Raw genomic sequence first — 16,209 nt, forward strand, 5'->3', positions numbered from 1 at the left:
GATTCCGCCGGCGGTGCGGGCGGGTCATGAAATACAGACGCCCGGCGCGGGGGCCGGGCGGACGACGGATTCATGTCGGCGAGCGGACGATTACTTGCCGGCGAGGACTTCGGCGAGGCGGGTCTGAATTTTTTCCTTGGGGGTCAGGCCCACGAACCGGGCGACTTCCTTGCCGTCTTTGAGGATGACGAGCGTCGGAATGGCTTCGATGCCGTAAAGTTGGGTCGTGCGGGGATTCTTGTCGACATCGACTTTGCCGAAGGCGACTTTTTCGTGCATGGCGTCGGCGAGATCGGCGACGATCGGCGCCTGCGTCTTGCAGGGCCCGCACCACGTCGCCCAGAAATCGACAAGCACCGGCTTGCCCGCCCCATTGACCTGGGCGGCGAAGGTGTTGTCGGTCAGGGTGACGATGCTCTCGCTTTCACCGCGGGGCTGGACGGTGATGGTTTCCTTGACGGGCTTGGCGGGCGCCTCGGCGTCGCCGACGGGACGGGGCATGGGCTTTTCGGGCGCTTCGGTGACCGCCGCCGGCTGCGGCTCCGCCGGGGCGGGTCCTTCGCTCAGACCGCTGGCGGGCTTGCCGCCGGCGCCCTGCTGCATGACCTTCGTGATGGCGTTCTTGACGGCGACGATGACAGGCAGCGGGATGTACTCGCGCATGCCCAGTCCGCCCGCGTCCATCGAAATCGACGCCGCCACCGGCGGGAGATTCGGCGGCACTTCGAGCGTCGCATTGGGCGCGAACATCGTCAGGAACATGTTGGCCATGTTCATGATCGACCCCACGCCGATGTATGTCTCTGCGACGCGGCTCTCATACAGGTGCTTGCGGATTTCAGTGAGGTTGCTGGTCTGATCGAGCGTGCCCGCGCCGCCGGCGGCTTCGATGGCTTCCTTGATGAGCACGGGGTCGGAACCGCTGGTGGTCACGACGGCCGAGTCGGTGGCGACCATGTACCCGCCCATGTCACCGGCCAGCAGCATCGCCGCCGGACCAAGCTGCTGCATCGCCTCCGGCGGGAGGTTGACCTTGAGACTGTACTGATTGACCTGCTTGCCGGCGACCTGCATGACGTTCTCGTTGTAGCTGCTCATGTACTTCATGCCCGGCGCAAGCTCGAGATTGTTCAGAGCCAGCATGCTGGACTTGGACGCATCGAGCATCTTGGCCGGGTCATCGGTGACGACGACGCTCACCGCGTTGAAGAAGCTGGAGAGGCCCGGCCCGGCGGCGCCGGCGGCGGGGAGGAAGTAGCCGCTCTGCATCTCGCCCTTGGCGAGTTTGAGCATCTCGGCGGCGCTGGCCATGATGTTCCCGAAGGCGTTGCCCGCCGGCAGCTTGTCCTTGATGCCCGCCATCCACTGGGCCATCGGCAGCGAACCCATGTTCATCGTCGACGCCATCAGATACGGACGATTGGGCAGACGATTGAGCGAAAGCTCCGCGGCGGGAGCGTTGGCGAACGTCTTGGCCAGTGCGCTGTCGGCCTTGAACTGCGTGCCGAGCGAGAGGCCGATGCCGTCCGCGTCCAGGTCGAGCCCGATGACCGCCGACTGGGCGTCGCGCAGGTAGGCCTGAATGACGTCGCCGTAGATGCTCATCATGGCCGAGGCCATCGCGCCTTGTTCGCCCAGCGCGGGGTTGTTGGCGAACATCTGCTGCGCCTGCATGATCCCCGCCATGACGAGGGGCTGGAGCACCGGCGAAAGCTTGGCGAAGTCCAGGTAGATGAGCACATCGGACTGCTCCATCGACGCCCCGCCGAACTTCCCGGCCAGCTCGGCGAACTTCGCCGGCGCCGCGGGGGCGGCGTAGGCGTTGAGGATGTCGGGGCTCTGGGAGATCAGGGCGTAGTTGCCGCTCTTTTTGACGAAGTTCGCTTCGCCCTGAATGTTGATCGCCTGGGCGGCCGAGCCGTCGCCGGCCTCGACGCCGAAGTTGCCGACAAAGGCCTTGTAGTCGGTGATGGGCACGAGCACGAGGACCGGCGGCTCCTGCGGTCCGGGCTGACCGGGCAGCGGGATGGCGGTCATGATGATGCCGACCGATCCATTGTCATCCACGCCGGCGTTCATGCCCGTCATCGCCTTCATGAACACCAGGGCGTTCTGCATCTGCGGATTGTTGAGGCCCAGCGCCTTGTCCAGCGCCGCGAGCTTGGCGGAAAGGCCCGAGAGACTGCGCAGCGCCACGAACATCGGCATGCCTTCGGGGACCTGATCGACGACCGCCGGCGGAGCCGCCAAACTCATCGGCGCCACGGCGAGCAAAACCATCAACATCAGCGATCGAATGCGTGCCCTGAACATGCGTAAACCTCCAGATGACGACATGATGATCCGTCGCGCCCATCGGCGCGCGGGCTTATTTCCTGTGGTATCCTACCATAGTTACCACACCGCAAGTAGTCGGTTGCAGCCGCAAGTGCGAATCGGAGACATGATGGTCCCCTCCAGGCGCATCCTCATCACCGCCGGCCCGACGCACGAGCCGATCGACCCGGTTCGATACCTCGCCAACCGCTCCAGCGGGCGCATGGGCCTGGCCCTCGCGCAAGCCGCCGTCGAAGCCGGACATGGCGTGACGCTCCTTTTGGGTCCGATCGCGCCCGGAGCCGCCCCGGAGTCCGGTTCCGTGCGCGTCGAGCGCTATGTCAGCACGGCGGACCTGGAGCATCTGCTCGTCGAATTCCTGCCGCAGTGCGATGTGTTGATCATGGCCGCCGCTGTCGCCGACTACCGTCCCGCTGTCGTCTCGGCGACCAAGCTCCCGCGCCAGTCGGATCAGATGACGATCACGCTCGAACCGACGCCGGACCTCGTCGCCCAGTGCGTTCGCCGCAAACGCGAAGATCAGATCATCATCGCCTTCGCGCTCGAAGAGCCCGATCAACTCGACGAGCGCGCTCAGCGGAAAATGCAGCGCAAGGGCGTCGACGCCATCGTCGCCAATCCGGTTGCGACGATGGACGCGCCCGACATCACGCCGACCGTCATGACCCGAGATGGACAAATCGTTCGCCCCGGTTCGATGCCCAAGGGGAGCTTCGCCGCCTGGCTGATCGATTGGCTGGACCATTTCATGAGCCAATCTAACCGCTGACGCATTTGCGATGGCGGCAATCTTCGCGGTGGGTTTGGCAAGTGTGGGATCGGGCCGTTGAGCGACGCCGCTTGCGGCGGGTTTTACTTCTTCCTGAGCGTCATCCCATGAAACGGCCGCCCCTCGCGCTGGTACTTGCGCTCGAAGTTCGTACCGACGATTTCGCCTTCGCCCGCCGCCACGGGCCGCTCAAACGGCAGCCGTTCGAACAGGTCCGCGACCTGCTGAGCGTGCTCCTGCATCCATGCGAAATAGTCGCTGTGATCGGTCACGATGCGGATCATGCCCCCCGGAGCTAACACACGGTGCAGCTCGCGCAGGAACTCGGCACAGACCATCCGCCGCTTGTGGTGCCGCGTCTTGGGCCAGGGGTCGGCGAAGTAAATGTGCACCTGTCGGAACAACGCATCGGGGACATACCACGTCACGAACATCTTCGCGTCGCAGTGGAGCATGCGCACATTGTCAAGCGCGTGACGCCGGCAGCGATCGGCGGCGTAGAGCCAGAACTGACGGGCATACTCGATGCCGATGTAGTTGACATCCGTAAGCTGGCCGGCCTGCTGAACGAGGAACGTGCCTTTGCCGGAGCCGATTTCCAGTTCGATCGGGTGACCGCGCCGCGGTTCATCGAACCAGGTGCGCAGGTCATAGCGCGTCGCGGCGGGCGTCGGGCCGACCGGCGGCAAATCGTCGAGCGTCAGGCCCCACCGCTGCGGGTCCATCGCGCGTCCATGAGACAAGCTCAGATTCATCGCCCGATTGTAGGCGATCAGGCGGCGGGCGTGGGAGCGTTCGTCGCCGGCGGCTCGTCCGTCGCGCCGCCGCGCAGGAACATCATGTAAAACGCCAGCCCCACCATCGGCAGGCCCAGCATCACGACGATCATCGTCACAAGCATGCCCGCCACGCCGTGCGAAATCAGACACACGCCCCAGAAGATCAACGTCACCGCGAGGAATCCCACGAAGTTGCGGATCGTGTCGCTGCACGTCATCAGCGGGCCATTGATCATCGCCATCATCATCAACAGCGCCGACGGCCGCGCGGACACCGCATCCGAAGGCGCCTCCTCGTCCGTTGCCGCAGGCGCGGCCGGGGGCTCCGTCTTCTGTGAAGGCGTCGGCTTCGCCGCCCGCTCGTCCGCATCGAGTTCCGCCGCCACCGCCGCCGCGCTGACGCCTTCGTCCGCCGGCGTCGATTCACGGGCCGCCATCGGCTCCGATGCTTCCGAGGCCTTTTTCTCAACCGCCTCTTCCGCAGCGGCCGCCGCCGTCTGAATGTGCCCTTCGAGCATGTCGTCGAGCGCATCGTCGACCGACTGCATCTCCCCTTCGGGCATCGCGTCCTCGTCCGACTCGGCCGCCGACATTTCCTGAGTCTGCTGGCGCTTCGCTCCGTGGACCACTTCGTCCACCGACTCGAAGTCGCCCGCCATGATCCCGTCCGACTCCTCCACCAGCGACGCATCAATCTGCGCCATCACCTGCTCGGGCGTCTGCGATTCGGCGGGCAGTTCCACGTCCGGTCGGGCCGCGACTTCCGCCGCCCCCGCGCCCGGCTCCATCCCCGCCTCCACCGCCTCGCTCGCCTCATCGAGCATCTGCTGAATCTGATCCGCCAACTGATCGCCGTCGAGCGACGCATCATTCACCGCTTTGGCGGGCGCGATGTCCGCCGACTCGGTGACTTCCCGCATCGCCTGTTCGACCGTCTGCATCTCACCGACGAGTTCCTCATCCGTATCGACCTCGGCGGACTCGACCGGCGCGACGCCGCCCGCTTCCGCTTCTTCAAGCATGGCGTCAAGCTGCGCGTCGATGTCCGGAGAAGGTTCCGCCACGTTCGATGCACCCCTTGCCGGCGTCGTTTACAATGCCGGCGCGTACGAGGAATCGAGCTCGATAACTTTATGGCTCATCGGCGATTGCCGCCGCACACTTGATCGCCGCCCCGCGCCCGCATCGCGGACCGACGCGCACGACGGGGCCGATAATCTCCATGTCCACACGTCGATTCTACGCTGCCGACCTGACGCCGACGCTCATCGAACTCGATGACGAGCAGGCGCGTCATGCCCGAAAGTCCCTGCGGCTGGCCATCGGTGATCGCGTGTCGCTTTTCAACGGGCTGGGCGATGTGGCCGCCGGCATCGTCCGCGAAGCCGGTCGTTCGCTGGTCATCGAGCGTCAGGCCGTCGAGTATGTCGCCCCGCTCACGCCGGCGATCGATCTGGCGGTGGCGATCCCCAAGGGGGCCCGCGCGGACGGGCTCATCGAAAAGGCCAGCGAACTGGGAGCGGATCGGCTCATTCCCCTGCTGACCGACCGCAGCATCGTCGACCCGCGCGAAGGCAAGCTCGACCGCTTCGCCCGCATGGCGATCGAATCCGCCAAACAGTGCGGCCGACCGCACCTCTTGCACATCAACCCCCCGACGCGCCTCACCGACCTCTTCGCCGCGAGGGACCATGACGTAAAGCTCATCGCCGACACGGCCGACGCCCCCGGTGTGCACGATTTGCCCACCCGGATTCGCGCCGCCCGCCGGGTGCTAGTATTGATTGGTCCCGAAGGCGGCTGGACCGACGCCGAACGCGCCGCCGCCAAGGCACGTAATTTCATCGCGTGGCGTTTGGGTCCGCATGTGATGCGCATCGAAACCGCCGCCGCCGCCGCGCTGGCGATCCTGCGCGGTCTGACATGAATCGCACCGAAGCCCGGAGGCATCGATCATGAAACCCCGTCTGTTGCACGCCCTTGTCGCCGCGATCCTGCTGGCGATGATTCAACCCGCGTTCGCCGTCGACGATGCGCATAAGGAAAAAGCCGCCGCTGTCATCGCCAAGGCACAGGCCTGGCTCAAGGCGCATCAGGGCGAAGACGGCAGTTGGACGCCGCAGCCAGGACCGGCCGTGACCGCGCTCGTCGTTTCCGGCCTCCTCAACAACAACGAAAAGCCCGGCGACGACGCCGCGCTTCAGAAGGGGCTCAAGTACATCCTCTCCCGTCAGAAATCCGACGGCGGGATTTACGACGAGATCCTCGCCAACTACAACACCTCCATCTGCCTCATGGCGCTGGGCCGGCTGCCCAATGAGGAGCGGGTCGCCCCCGCCGTCAAAAAGGCGCAGGACTTCCTGCGCGGGCTCCAGTGGGCCGACGGCAAGAAAGACCCCAGCGGCAAGGAAATCACCGAAGCGCACCGCTGGTACGGCGGTGCGGGCTACGGCGATGAAGGTCGGCCCGACATGTCCAACACCGCCACGATGATCGCCGGGCTGCACGACTCGGGACTTGACTGCAAAGACCCCGCGTACATCCGGGCCATGGAGTTCATCTCCCGCTTGCAGGGCACCAAGGCCAACACGACCTTCGGCGAGCACATCGAACCCAACGGCGGATTCATCTATGCCTCGAGCCGCTTCTCCAATGATCTGGACAATCTCGAAACCAAGGTCGGCACCTCCGAAAACGAAAAGGGCGAAGACGTCGACAATGGCGCCGGCGTGTACACCGATGCGCAGGGCGTCAAGCGCCTCCGCACCTATGGGTCGATGACCTACGCCGGCTTCATGAGCTATCTCTACGCCCAGCTTGACCACGATGACATCCGCGTCAAAGACGCATTCGACTGGGTCCAGCACAACTACACCCTCGACTCCAACCCCGGCGTCGGCATGCAGGGCTATTACTACTACCTGTACCTGATCACCCGCGCCCTGTCCGCCTACGGCCAGCCCACGCTCACCACCACCGATGGCAAGACCCACGACTGGGCCAACGAAATCATCGACAAGCTCGCGTCCTTACAGAAGGACGACGGATCGTGGCACAATAGCGTCGATCGCTGGATGGAGCGCGATGACAATCTCGTCACCGCCTACTCCGTCCTCGCCCTTCAGTACGCGTCGGGCATGAGCAAGTGATCCTCAACCGGCCCGCCCCGCTTCAGCCGGGCGGGCTTTTTTCATGCGCGTCCCTTCCGTGATCGCACGCAACATTTCCCCAAGTTTCCCCGTCTGTTCGTACATCTTGCGCTGCCGCTGCGCGTGCGTATCCCTTTCGCTGATGGCGTGCACGTGCTTGAGGTAGCGCACGCAGTCGAGCCGCCCCGCCGTCGGCTCCAGCGTCCGCACCAGATCGCGCAACACCTGTCGCGCCGGCCTCAATTGATAATCCGTCGAGCTCACCAGCGGCGCATCGAGCCCGAACCGCGCCGCCCGCCATTTGTTCTGCCTCACCAGCATCGGGTGACAATCGTGCTGATACGTTCCATGTTCGATCTGATCGCCCAGCGCGGTGACGAGGCATTGAATCAGCGCCGCCAGCGCCATCGCGTCGTCCAGCGAGCCGGGCACATCGCAGATGCGCACCTCGACGGTGCCGAAGTTGTGATGCGGGCGGACATCCCACCAGATTTCACGGATGGTTTCGATGAACCCCGTGTCGATCATGTGATTGATCAGCCAGACATACTCGCTCCAGTTGCGCATCAAGGGCGGCAGACCGGCGGTGGGCAGTCCGTCCATGATCTTCGATCGCCACGAGCACAGGCCCGTATCGCGCCCTTCCCAGAACGGGCTGTTGGCGCTGGCCGCCAGCAGCACCGGCAAATGCGAAAGAATCCGGTCGCAGATCATCACCGCCTTGTCCCCCGAGTCGACGCCGACGTGCACATGAAGCCCGAACGTCACCAACTGCCGCGCGGTGTCCTGCATGAGATCAACCAGCCCTTCGTAGCGCGGATTGGGCGTGACCACCTGCGAACGCCAGTTCGAGAACGGATGCGTCCCGGACCAGAGCAATCGCAGCCCCAGTTCGTCCGCCGCCGCCTCGACGGCCGCGAGCTTCATGCGCAGATCCTCCTCCGCCTGCGCGACCGATTGGCAGATGCCCGTGTTCACCTCCAGGTAGCACTGCATCAGCTCCGGCTTGATCGCATGCCCGAACTGATCGCCGATGATCTCCAGCAGCGGCGCGTTGCCGCTCGACAGCGCCATCGTTTCGGCATCGACGAGGCCCAGCTCGATTTCGACGCCGAGCGTGGGTTTCGGACTCGTGTTGAATTCCAGGCGACCCATGGGCGCGTCTCCTGTGTGTGTGAATGGAACTAAGACGGCGGACCCTTGGCCCATTGCACGACCGCCCGCGCGAGAATCTTCGCCCCGATCGCCAGCGCCCGCTCATCCAGATCGAACAGCGGCGAATGCAGCGCCGGCGATCCCTCCGCCGTCGGCGCGCAACCCAAACGAAACATGCTCCCCGGCACGTGAGCCAGATAGTTGGCGAAATCCTCCCCGCCCATGCTCGGCCGGGCGATCGACTGCACCTGCTCCTCGCCGATGACCGCCGCCGCCGCCAATCGTACATAGCCGGTCAAGCTCGGATCGTTGAACACCGCGGGCGGACCATGCACCAGCGTGACCTCGATGCGCGTGCCGGTCGTCATCGCCACGCCGCGCGCCGCCTGCTGAATCTGATCGATCGCGCGCTGACGTGCGTCGGCACCGGCGCTGCGCACCGTGCCGCCGAGCGTCACGCGATCGGGGATGACGTTGAACGATGCCCCGCCGTGAATCTTTCCGAACGTCACCACCAGCGGGACATGCGCATCGACCGCGCGCGGCACGGAGGCGTAGATCGCGTTGATGAGCTGCGCCGCCGCCGCGATCGGGTCCAGCGCCTCGTGCGGCCGGGCGGCGTGACCGCCCTTGCCGTGAATCTCGATCGTCAGTTCATCACAGTCGGCGGTGAACACGCCGGCGCGGACGCCGATCGTTCCCACCGCGCGGCTCGGGTCCATGTGCACCGCCAGAATCGCCTCGACCTCCGTCACCGCCCCCGCTTCGACCATCGCCAGCGCCCCCCGGCACGTCTCCTCCGCCGGCTGAAAAATCCCGCGCCAGTTCACCGCCCACGGCAGCGCCCCGCGATTGTGCATCGCGATGAGGCCGAGCAGCGCTCCGAGCACCACGGCCGTGTGCCCGTCGTGCCCGCACGCGTGCATGATCCCCGCATTGAGCGAGCGATACTTGACGGGGTTGGCCTCCTCGATCCGCAGCGCGTCGATGTCCGCCCGCAGCGCGATGCGCGGCTGAGGCATCGGCGGATCCGGATCGATGATTAGCCCGCATTCACCGGGGCCCTGGCGAATCGAAACATCTTCGCCCGCGAACTGATCGCGCAGGAAGCGCGTCGTCTGGGATTCCTCCCCGCTGGGTTCCGGATGCATGTGCAGATGGCGGCGCACCTCGATCATCTTCGACTGAAGCTCGTCGATGATGCGATCAAGCTGCGTGGCCCAGGCCGTCTGAGTCTGCATGAAGCGCCTCCGGCTCGTTACATGATAAGCGTTCACGCGCCCGCTGTCCGCTTCGCCGCGGGCGCATGAAAAAACCTCCCCGTAGGCACGGGGAGGTTGATCGTGATGAAGAATCGTCTGCCGGCGGTACGAGCGATCAGCATGCCCGGCGGCGGCGGAGCACCAGCCCCATCGCACCCGCCATCAGCAGCCCCAGCGACGCGGGCTCGGGAACCGGAACGATGGTCGGCGGCGGTTCGGGCGCGGTGCCGCTCGTGTCGGGACCGGTGCCGAAGAAGAACGTCACGTTGCTGAACGCCGCGGTCGGAGAGACGTTGGAGATGTCGAAGAAGAACGTGGCCATGCCCTTGATGTACGGCTCGAAGTTCTTGAGGTTTCCGTTGGGCGTGCGCCCGTCGGCGATGATCATGCTGTACGGCTGGCCATTGCCGAGCGTGATCGTGTTAATCTGGCCGGACCCGCCGGAATTCGCCTGCCATTTGCCCACCGAGTTGAGCGCATCCTTGAGGAATTCGGAATCAGGCGTGATGGTGTTGGTCTTGAAGTTGATGGCGGTGCCTTTGACGGACGTCAGACTGCCGACGTTCAAACCGGAGAACGAGAAGTTGAGTCCGCTGATCGCCACGCCCTGCCCGTTGCCCGGCGAAGTCGCGGTGACCTTGACCTGAAGATGGGTCGCGTCAACGATGTCGAACACGGCGGTGCCGCTGACGGTGCCGTTGGAGCTGGGCCCGCTGAAGCTGAAGATCGTGGCCGCACGCGTCGTGTTCCCCGCCGCACTGAGCACCAGCGCCGCCAGAACAGCCGTGACTTTCCCGAACGAAACACGCCGTGTCATCGCAGACCAAAACATGGAACACTCACCTTTCAGGTAGATTGGAACCGCGCGCAGCCATCCGCTGGCGAAGTCCGCGCGTATGGCGAACCTGAAGAAGTGAAAAACAAATCCGATGCCAATCGTGCACGATCTGATAAGTCCGCACACTAAACCAATAGATGCAACAACTTGCGCGCTCGCACGCCGCACGTTCGGCGACCTGTTAGGGGTCCGTTTATTCCGGTGAGTCAGATTTGGTGTACCAAAGTGGTGTGTCAAAGCTGCACAGGTGGCGACGCCGCAACATCGCGGAGAGATTGCCCGCCGCTGTCCGAACGGATGCTTCATGGATGTCGCGCGTGTCGTGCGATCAGCGCCGACCGCGGCGGACCAGCAGGCCGCACGCCGCAAGACCCGCCAAACTCAACGTCGTCGGCTCGGGCACGAGCTTGACGATCAGCTCCGGTCCGATGTCGGTCGTGCTTTCCGACGAGGCGATGTTGAAGCCCGGCGACTGATTGGACTGCGTGTCGACGCTGATCATGAGCGTGACGGAACTGTTGGACGACTGATAGAAATCCGACAGATTGGGGAGGATGATCGAGTAGATGAAGCCGGTGTTCTCGGTGCCGGTGTTGAAGTTGATCGTGCCGATCTTGGTGGCGCTGGCGGCGAAGTTGTTCTTGCTTGCCGTGTTGTTGCCCGGCGCGTTGTTCCACGTCAGCGCGTCCTCATCCCAATCCACATCCAGCACGCCGCCGGACGGCGTGAACCCGGCGTTAAGACCCCAGATGCCGAACGTCCCGGTGTAGCTGGTGGAGATATCCGCCTGGCGGAAGCGGAACGTCGCGCTGTGCGTCATGCCGATGTCCACCCCGGTCAGATCGAACCGGACCCACGCCTTGCGGCTGTTGGCCGTGGCGTTCTTGATCAGCAGCGTCTCCGCGTCCCCGTTGCCGCCCTGCACATTGCTCGCATCGTCGATCTTGCCGTAATGATCCGCGACCGCCTCCGTCGTCACCGTCCCCGCCCGCGCGACCGATCCGATCGCCAGCATCGCGCAAGCGGTCAACAGCAAAATGACATGAAATTGGAGCTGTCTCATGGCTTCTCCTGTCAAAACAATGTGAAAATGGCCTCGATCCGCAATCCGCATGATACGAACATCACGGACGATTCACAAGAAAAAAGCACCCCGACCTCACCGTCCCACGCTCAAACATCACACAGCGACACCGCTTCGCGCAGGCCTTCGAGCGGATCGCGCGTGGGGATGAATTCCTGTCCGACGTAGCCGGTGTAGCCCACTTCCAGGAGCGCCCGCATGATCGGCGGGTAGTTGATTTCCTGCGTGTCGTCGAGTTCCTTGCGGCCGGGGTTACCGGCGGTGTGAACGTGCGCGATGAAATCCTTGTACTGACGGATGCGCGAGATGACGTCGCCGTCCATGATCTGCACATGGTAGATGTCGAACAGCAGCTTCATGTTCGGCGACTCGACGCGGCGGATGATTTCGATGCAGTAGTCGGTGTGGTCCCCTTGATAGCCGGGGTGGCCTTTCATGGTGATATCGACGCGGCTGTTGAGCATTTCGAGGCAGAGGTTGACGCCTTTTTTCTCGGCGTAGCCGATGATTTCCTTGAAGCCCTTGACGCAGTTGTCCATGCCGACGTCGTCGGGGATGTCCTCGCGGAAGCCGGTGAAGCTGATGACGTTTTTGCAGCCGAAGTCTGCGGCGGCGTCGATGGCGGTGCGCGTCGATTCAATGACCTGCGGTTGGTACTTGGGATTGTTGAAGCCCTTGGTGAACCCGGTGCCGCAGGAGGCGATCGCGCAGGTCAGGCCGTATTTTTTGAGGATGGGCCAGTGCTGCGGGCTGATGAGTTCGATGCTCTGACAGCCAAGCTGCACGGCGACCCGCGCCATGGCCTCCGGCTCCCACGCCTTGGCATAGCACCAGTGCACGAGCGACTGCTTGATGCGACCGTTGACGACGCGACCGGCCGGTGCGGCGGCGGCGTTGGACGATGAAGCGAAGGTCGCGGCGGCGGCGCCGGCGGCACCGGCGAGCAGATGGCGGCGGGACAGTCCCTCTGATGCGCGGGATGCGGGCGACATAAGCGGCTCCTTCGTGCGATGACCTCATCACACGATAAGCCGCGTCAATGAAACGGACAAATGCTCAGGGAATCGAAGGTGTTTCGGCCGCGGCGGTGGACGGCGGGGCCGACGGAGCGCGTGCCTGCGGGTCGTCGATGAGCGTGACCTTGTGCTTGCGGGCATCGCGGCGGGCGGCGAGACGCGCATGGTCGAATTTCGTGTCCGACCAGTCGACGTCTTCGATCCGCAGCGACGTGCCGTTGACAAGGTTGTAGGTTTCGAGCGTCGACTCCTGCGAAAGCTGCATCGGGACGCGGGCGCGGATCAGGCCGCGGTAGGGGTTGTACCAGAACGCGGCGAGCTTTCCGTCGGCGACAATGCGCTGCGGATTGAACAGTTCCCGATCGGCTTCATCGACGTGATCGATCCAGGGCATGGCCTGATGACCGAACAAGGCATTAAGCGGGCGATGATCGAACCAGGCCGGCTCGACATGCATGGCGTACCCGCGATTGGATGCGGGCACATCGCCCACGGCCGCGCGGTACAGGCATTGACTTTCGATGGCATGGATCGCCTGTTGAACGGCGACGACCTGCTGAAGATGGTCACCCTGCTCGCGCTGATAGACCACCACACCACCAAGCACGGCGATCAGCGTCAGAGCCAGAAGCGTATCGGCGAATAGGCGCATAGCGTAACCCCATCGGGATGCCTCCACTCGACACATCGGCCGGATAACCGCGCGACTTTACGGCCCCCGCCCGGATGTACTGACATGCCCGGACGACCCCGATACAATGACGCTCCCCGCAAGCCGGGGCTGTGAATATCGGACGTTTTTCTGGAGATTTTCGTGACGACACGCACGCAGGCCCCCACGATTCATCAACACCGCTTCGCCAACGGGCTGACGCTCGTCGTCGAGCCGATCGCATCGGTGGCCAGTGCGGCGATGACGCTCCTGACGCCGGCGGGCATCACGACCGAACCGGCCGATCGCCAGGGCGTCGGCGCGATTCTCAGCGAGATGATCTTTCGCGGGGCCGGCGAACTGGACGCCCGGCAGCACTCCGATGCACTGGACCAGCTCGGCGTGCATCGCTCGGGCGAAGTGCTCACGCATCACATGCGGCTCGGCGCGACCATGATGGGCGATCGCATCGACGCCGCCCTGCCGCTGCTGCTGGACATGATTCGTCGGCCGCGGCTCGACGAGACGACCTTCGAGCCGTCGCGCCAGCTTGCGATCACCGCGATCGACTCGCTCGAAGACAATCCGCAGCACAAGGTGATGATCGAACTGAAGCGCCAGCACGTGGGCGATCCGATGGGCCGATCGACGATGGGGCTGCTCGAACACCTCGAAAACCTCACGCACGCACAGGTCGTTTCGCATTACAAGCAGCGGTGCGTCGCCGACGGCGCGATCATCGGACTGGCCGGCAACGTCGAGTTCGAGAAGGTGCGCGATCAGATCGGCGAGCTGCTGGGCGATTGGAGCGGGTCGGCGAAGCTGGCGACGCCCAATGCGCCCCCGCCGCATACATATCACCATATCGAAGCCGACACGACGCAGCAGCACATCGGGCTCGCGTATGACACGGTCGGCGAGCTGGACCCGATGTCGATGACGCAGCGCGTGGCGGTGGCGGTGCTCAGCGGGGGCATGAGCGGGCGGCTGTTCACCGAAGTGCGCGAAGTGCGCGGGCTCTGCTATTCCGTGTACGCCAGCTACGGCGCCCAGCGCGAGCGCGGCGTCGTGTACGCCTATGCCGGGACCACCACGCAGCGCGCCGCCGAAACGCTCAGCGTCCTGCGCGGCGAGCTGATCCGACTCGCCGACGGCGTCGAGCGGGATGAATTCGACCGCGCGATCGTCGGCCTCAAGGCCCGGCTCGTCATGCAGGGCGAATCCACCAGCGCCCGCGCCTCCGCCATCGCCGGCGATCAGTTCCTGCGCGGCCGGCCGCGCACCCTCGACGACGTCGCCGCCGAAATCGACGCGGTCACCCTCGACAAGGTCAACGACTTCGTCGCCGCCCATCGCGCGGGCGACTTTACGACATTGAACATCGGACCGGATAAGCTCGATGTGTAACGCCCGTTTAGCCGCGAGCCGGAGGCGAGCGCTTCGGCCGCGGGGGGCGCTCGCCTCCGGCTCGCGGCTAAACACGCATTCATCAGGACATACACGATGCAATTTCGACACACCACGCTCCCCAACGGCCTGACGATCATCGGAGAAGTCAATGACGCGGCGCACACCTGCGCGGTCGGGTTCTTCGTCAAGACCGGCTCGCGCGACGAGGTGAAATCCGTCATGGGCGTAAGCCATTTTCTCGAACACATGATGTTCAAGGGCACGGAGCGCCGCACCGCCGCGGACGTCAATCGCGACTTTGACCGTATCGGCGCCAACTACAACGCATCGACCAGCCAGGAGACGACGGCGTACTGGGCGCATGTGCTGCCCGAATATCTGCCGCAGGCGATCGATCTTTTGGGCGACATTCTCCGCCCGTCGCTGCGCGTCGAGGACTTTGACATGGAAAAGAACGTCATCCTCGAAGAGATCGGCATGTACGACGATCGGCCGTTCTGGGTAGCGTACGAGAAGGCGATGGAGCGCTACTTCGGGGAGCACACGCTGGGCTTCCGCATTCTGGGCACGACCGATTCGATCCGCGCTCTGAAGCGTGATCAGATGATGGACTACTTCAACGAGCGCTACAGCCCGAACAACATCGTGGTGTCGCTGGCCGGGAAGATCGACTTCGACCGATGCGCGGAGATGATCGACAAGGCGTGCGGCTCGTGGAAGCCAATGAAGATTGCGCGGAAATACGTCGCGGCGAAACCCACCGCGGCGGAGGAGCTATTGCATAAGAAGTCGGCGAACATGCACTACGTGCTGGGCGTGAGCGAAGCGCCGTCGGCGCAGGACGAGATGCGTTACGCGGCGGCGGTTCTGGCGAACGTGCTCGGCGACAACGACGGGAGCCGGCTCTACTGGGACCTGATCGACCCGGGACTCGCGGACGAGGCGGAGGTCGCGCATCATCCGTTCGACCGGACGGGGGTGTTCATGTACTACATCAGTTGTCCGCCGGGTCAGGCGGCGCGCGTCGAGGGGATTCTCGAAAAGGCGCTGGACGAAGCGGCGGCGAAGCTCAAGAGCGACGAAATCGAGCGGGCGGTGAGCAAGATCGCGATGGATCTGATGCTTCAGAACGAGCGGCCGGCGGGGCGCATGATGGGGCTCGGCGGGCAGTGGATCTATCTCCAGCGCTACGAATCGCTGGAGGCGGAATTGGAACGAATCAAAGCGGTCGACGTCGATGCGGTGCGGGCGCTGATCGAGAAGTATCCGTTCCGGCCACGCACGCTCGTTCGGCTCACGCCGGGCGATTAGTTGGGCGCGTCGGCGGGGCCGATGAAGCTCACGCCCAAGTCGTGGTACATATCCGAGACGTAGCGGCAGAAGACGACGATGGCTTCGAAACGTCGCACGGCTCCGTCGGGCGAGGGGAGTTCGACGACGACGCGTTCGCCCTTGCGGAACATGCGTCGTGCGAGCATGCCCATGCCGCTACGGGAGATGTTGTGCGCCATGGCCCACGAGCCGCTGCCAATGTGCGACTCGTGCGTCCAGGTGATGCGGACGGGGAAGACGAAGCGGGAGCGTTTGGCGATGCGCCGCTCCTCCTCCAGACCGCGCAGATGGGACTGGGCGGCGATGGCGTCGATGATGCGCGTCAATTCCTGCCACTGTTGTGTGGTGAGATTGGGCGCGGCGGCGGGATCACAGCCCACGGCGAAATTCTTCATGGCTCTGCTCAACACCATTCAGCGTCAGTCG

15 protein-coding genes are annotated in these 16,209 nt (G+C 64.3%); 5 read left to right on the forward strand and 10 right to left on the reverse strand.

What is annotated here, in order from left to right; translation table 11 throughout:
• Positions 1-90: 90 nt before the first annotated feature.
• A complete protein-coding gene (trxA, locus tag GC162_04535) occupies positions 91-501 on the reverse strand; it encodes a thioredoxin (protein MBI1367903.1) in 411 nt (136 codons plus the stop codon).
• A 1,795-nt stretch (positions 502-2,296) separates the two neighbouring features.
• On the opposite strand from trxA, the gene GC162_04540 reads away from it, so the two are divergent.
• Complete coding sequence (locus GC162_04540; GenBank protein MBI1367904.1) at positions 2,297-3,106, forward strand: hypothetical protein; 810 nt, start codon at positions 2,297-2,299, stop codon at positions 3,104-3,106.
• An 83-nt stretch (positions 3,107-3,189) separates the two neighbouring features.
• Here the strand turns inward: GC162_04540 and trmB are convergent, their stop codons facing one another.
• Positions 3,190-3,861 carry a tRNA (guanosine(46)-N7)-methyltransferase TrmB gene (gene trmB / locus GC162_04545; GenBank protein MBI1367905.1) on the reverse strand — a complete coding sequence of 224 codons (672 nt, stop codon included), beginning with the start codon at positions 3,859-3,861 and terminating at the stop codon, positions 3,190-3,192.
• Positions 3,862-3,878: 17 nt separating this feature from the next.
• Entirely contained in the window at positions 3,879-4,949 is a 1,071-nt protein-coding gene (locus GC162_04550; GenBank protein MBI1367906.1) for a hypothetical protein, read from the reverse strand.
• 158 nt (positions 4,950-5,107) lie between these two features.
• On the opposite strand from GC162_04550, the gene GC162_04555 reads away from it, so the two are divergent.
• Both GC162_04555 and GC162_04560 read left to right on the forward strand, forming a co-directional pair.
• Positions 5,108-5,812 (forward strand): RsmE family RNA methyltransferase, encoded by a 705-nt coding sequence (locus GC162_04555; protein ID MBI1367907.1) that lies wholly within the window; start codon positions 5,108-5,110, stop codon positions 5,810-5,812.
• Between the two features lie 28 nt (positions 5,813-5,840).
• Positions 5,841-7,034, forward strand: coding sequence for a hypothetical protein (locus GC162_04560; protein ID MBI1367908.1), 1,194 nt, complete (start codon positions 5,841-5,843; stop codon positions 7,032-7,034).
• Positions 7,035-7,037: 3 nt separating this feature from the next.
• On the opposite strand, the gene GC162_04565 is transcribed toward GC162_04560, so the two are convergent.
• From GC162_04565 to GC162_04590, 6 genes are all read right to left on the reverse strand, one after another.
• Positions 7,038-8,189 carry a YbdK family carboxylate-amine ligase gene (locus GC162_04565; protein MBI1367909.1) on the reverse strand — a complete coding sequence of 384 codons (1,152 nt, stop codon included), beginning with the start codon at positions 8,187-8,189 and terminating at the stop codon, positions 7,038-7,040.
• A gap of 29 nt (positions 8,190-8,218) precedes the next feature.
• Positions 8,219-9,430, reverse strand: coding sequence for an amidohydrolase (locus GC162_04570; GenBank protein MBI1367910.1), 1,212 nt, complete (start codon positions 9,428-9,430; stop codon positions 8,219-8,221).
• 136 nt (positions 9,431-9,566) lie between these two features.
• Positions 9,567-10,595, reverse strand: a complete 1,029-nt coding sequence (locus GC162_04575) for a PEP-CTERM sorting domain-containing protein (protein MBI1367911.1) — start codon at positions 10,593-10,595, stop codon at positions 9,567-9,569.
• A 22-nt stretch (positions 10,596-10,617) separates the two neighbouring features.
• Complete coding sequence (locus GC162_04580) at positions 10,618-11,403, reverse strand: PEP-CTERM sorting domain-containing protein (GenBank protein MBI1367912.1); 786 nt, start codon at positions 11,401-11,403, stop codon at positions 10,618-10,620.
• 59 nt (positions 11,404-11,462) lie between these two features.
• Positions 11,463-12,365 carry a TIM barrel protein gene (locus GC162_04585; protein ID MBI1367913.1) on the reverse strand — a complete coding sequence of 301 codons (903 nt, stop codon included), beginning with the start codon at positions 12,363-12,365 and terminating at the stop codon, positions 11,463-11,465.
• Between the two features lie 64 nt (positions 12,366-12,429).
• A complete protein-coding gene (locus GC162_04590) occupies positions 12,430-13,041 on the reverse strand; it encodes a hypothetical protein (protein ID MBI1367914.1) in 612 nt (203 codons plus the stop codon).
• A 162-nt stretch (positions 13,042-13,203) separates the two neighbouring features.
• Here GC162_04590 and GC162_04595 point away from each other — a divergent pair, with 162 nt between their 5' ends.
• Both GC162_04595 and GC162_04600 read left to right on the forward strand, forming a co-directional pair.
• Complete coding sequence (locus GC162_04595) at positions 13,204-14,448, forward strand: insulinase family protein (protein ID MBI1367915.1); 1,245 nt, start codon at positions 13,204-13,206, stop codon at positions 14,446-14,448.
• A gap of 96 nt (positions 14,449-14,544) precedes the next feature.
• Positions 14,545-15,762: an insulinase family protein gene (locus tag GC162_04600; GenBank protein MBI1367916.1), complete on the forward strand. Its 1,218-nt coding sequence runs from the start codon at positions 14,545-14,547 to the stop codon at positions 15,760-15,762.
• Here the strand turns inward: GC162_04600 and GC162_04605 are convergent.
• Positions 15,759-16,196, reverse strand: coding sequence for a hypothetical protein (locus GC162_04605; protein ID MBI1367917.1), 438 nt, complete (start codon positions 16,194-16,196; stop codon positions 15,759-15,761). The genes GC162_04600 and GC162_04605 overlap by 4 nt on opposite strands.
• Positions 16,197-16,209: the final 13 nt, after the last annotated feature.

Source organism: Planctomycetota bacterium, assembly GCA_016125255.1.
GTDB lineage: Bacteria > Planctomycetota > Phycisphaerae > Phycisphaerales > Zrk34 > RI-421.

Excerpts from the sequence above, each read along its gene's own strand:
- GC162_04555 (MBI1367907.1), top strand. The coding sequence starts at position 5,108 with ATGTCCACACGTCGATTCTACGCTGCCGACCTGACGCCGACGCTCATC.
- GC162_04590 (MBI1367914.1), bottom strand. The coding sequence starts at position 13,041 with ATGCGCCTATTCGCCGATACGCTTCTGGCTCTGACGCTGATCGCCGTG.
- GC162_04575 (MBI1367911.1), bottom strand. The coding sequence starts at position 10,595 with ATGAAGCATCCGTTCGGACAGCGGCGGGCAATCTCTCCGCGATGTTGC.
- GC162_04560 (MBI1367908.1), top strand. The coding sequence starts at position 5,841 with ATGAAACCCCGTCTGTTGCACGCCCTTGTCGCCGCGATCCTGCTGGCG.
- trxA (MBI1367903.1), bottom strand. The coding sequence starts at position 501 with ATGCCCCGTCCCGTCGGCGACGCCGAGGCGCCCGCCAAGCCCGTCAAG.
- GC162_04585 (MBI1367913.1), bottom strand. The coding sequence starts at position 12,365 with ATGTCGCCCGCATCCCGCGCATCAGAGGGACTGTCCCGCCGCCATCTG.
- GC162_04570 (MBI1367910.1), bottom strand. The coding sequence starts at position 9,430 with ATGCAGACTCAGACGGCCTGGGCCACGCAGCTTGATCGCATCATCGAC.
- GC162_04565 (MBI1367909.1), bottom strand. The coding sequence starts at position 8,189 with ATGGGTCGCCTGGAATTCAACACGAGTCCGAAACCCACGCTCGGCGTC.
- GC162_04540 (MBI1367904.1), top strand. The coding sequence starts at position 2,297 with ATGCGTGCCCTGAACATGCGTAAACCTCCAGATGACGACATGATGATC.
- GC162_04600 (MBI1367916.1), top strand. The coding sequence starts at position 14,545 with ATGCAATTTCGACACACCACGCTCCCCAACGGCCTGACGATCATCGGA.
- GC162_04580 (MBI1367912.1), bottom strand. The coding sequence starts at position 11,403 with ATGCGGATTGCGGATCGAGGCCATTTTCACATTGTTTTGACAGGAGAA.
- GC162_04605 (MBI1367917.1), bottom strand. The coding sequence starts at position 16,196 with ATGGTGTTGAGCAGAGCCATGAAGAATTTCGCCGTGGGCTGTGATCCC.
- trmB (MBI1367905.1), bottom strand. The coding sequence starts at position 3,861 with ATGAATCTGAGCTTGTCTCATGGACGCGCGATGGACCCGCAGCGGTGG.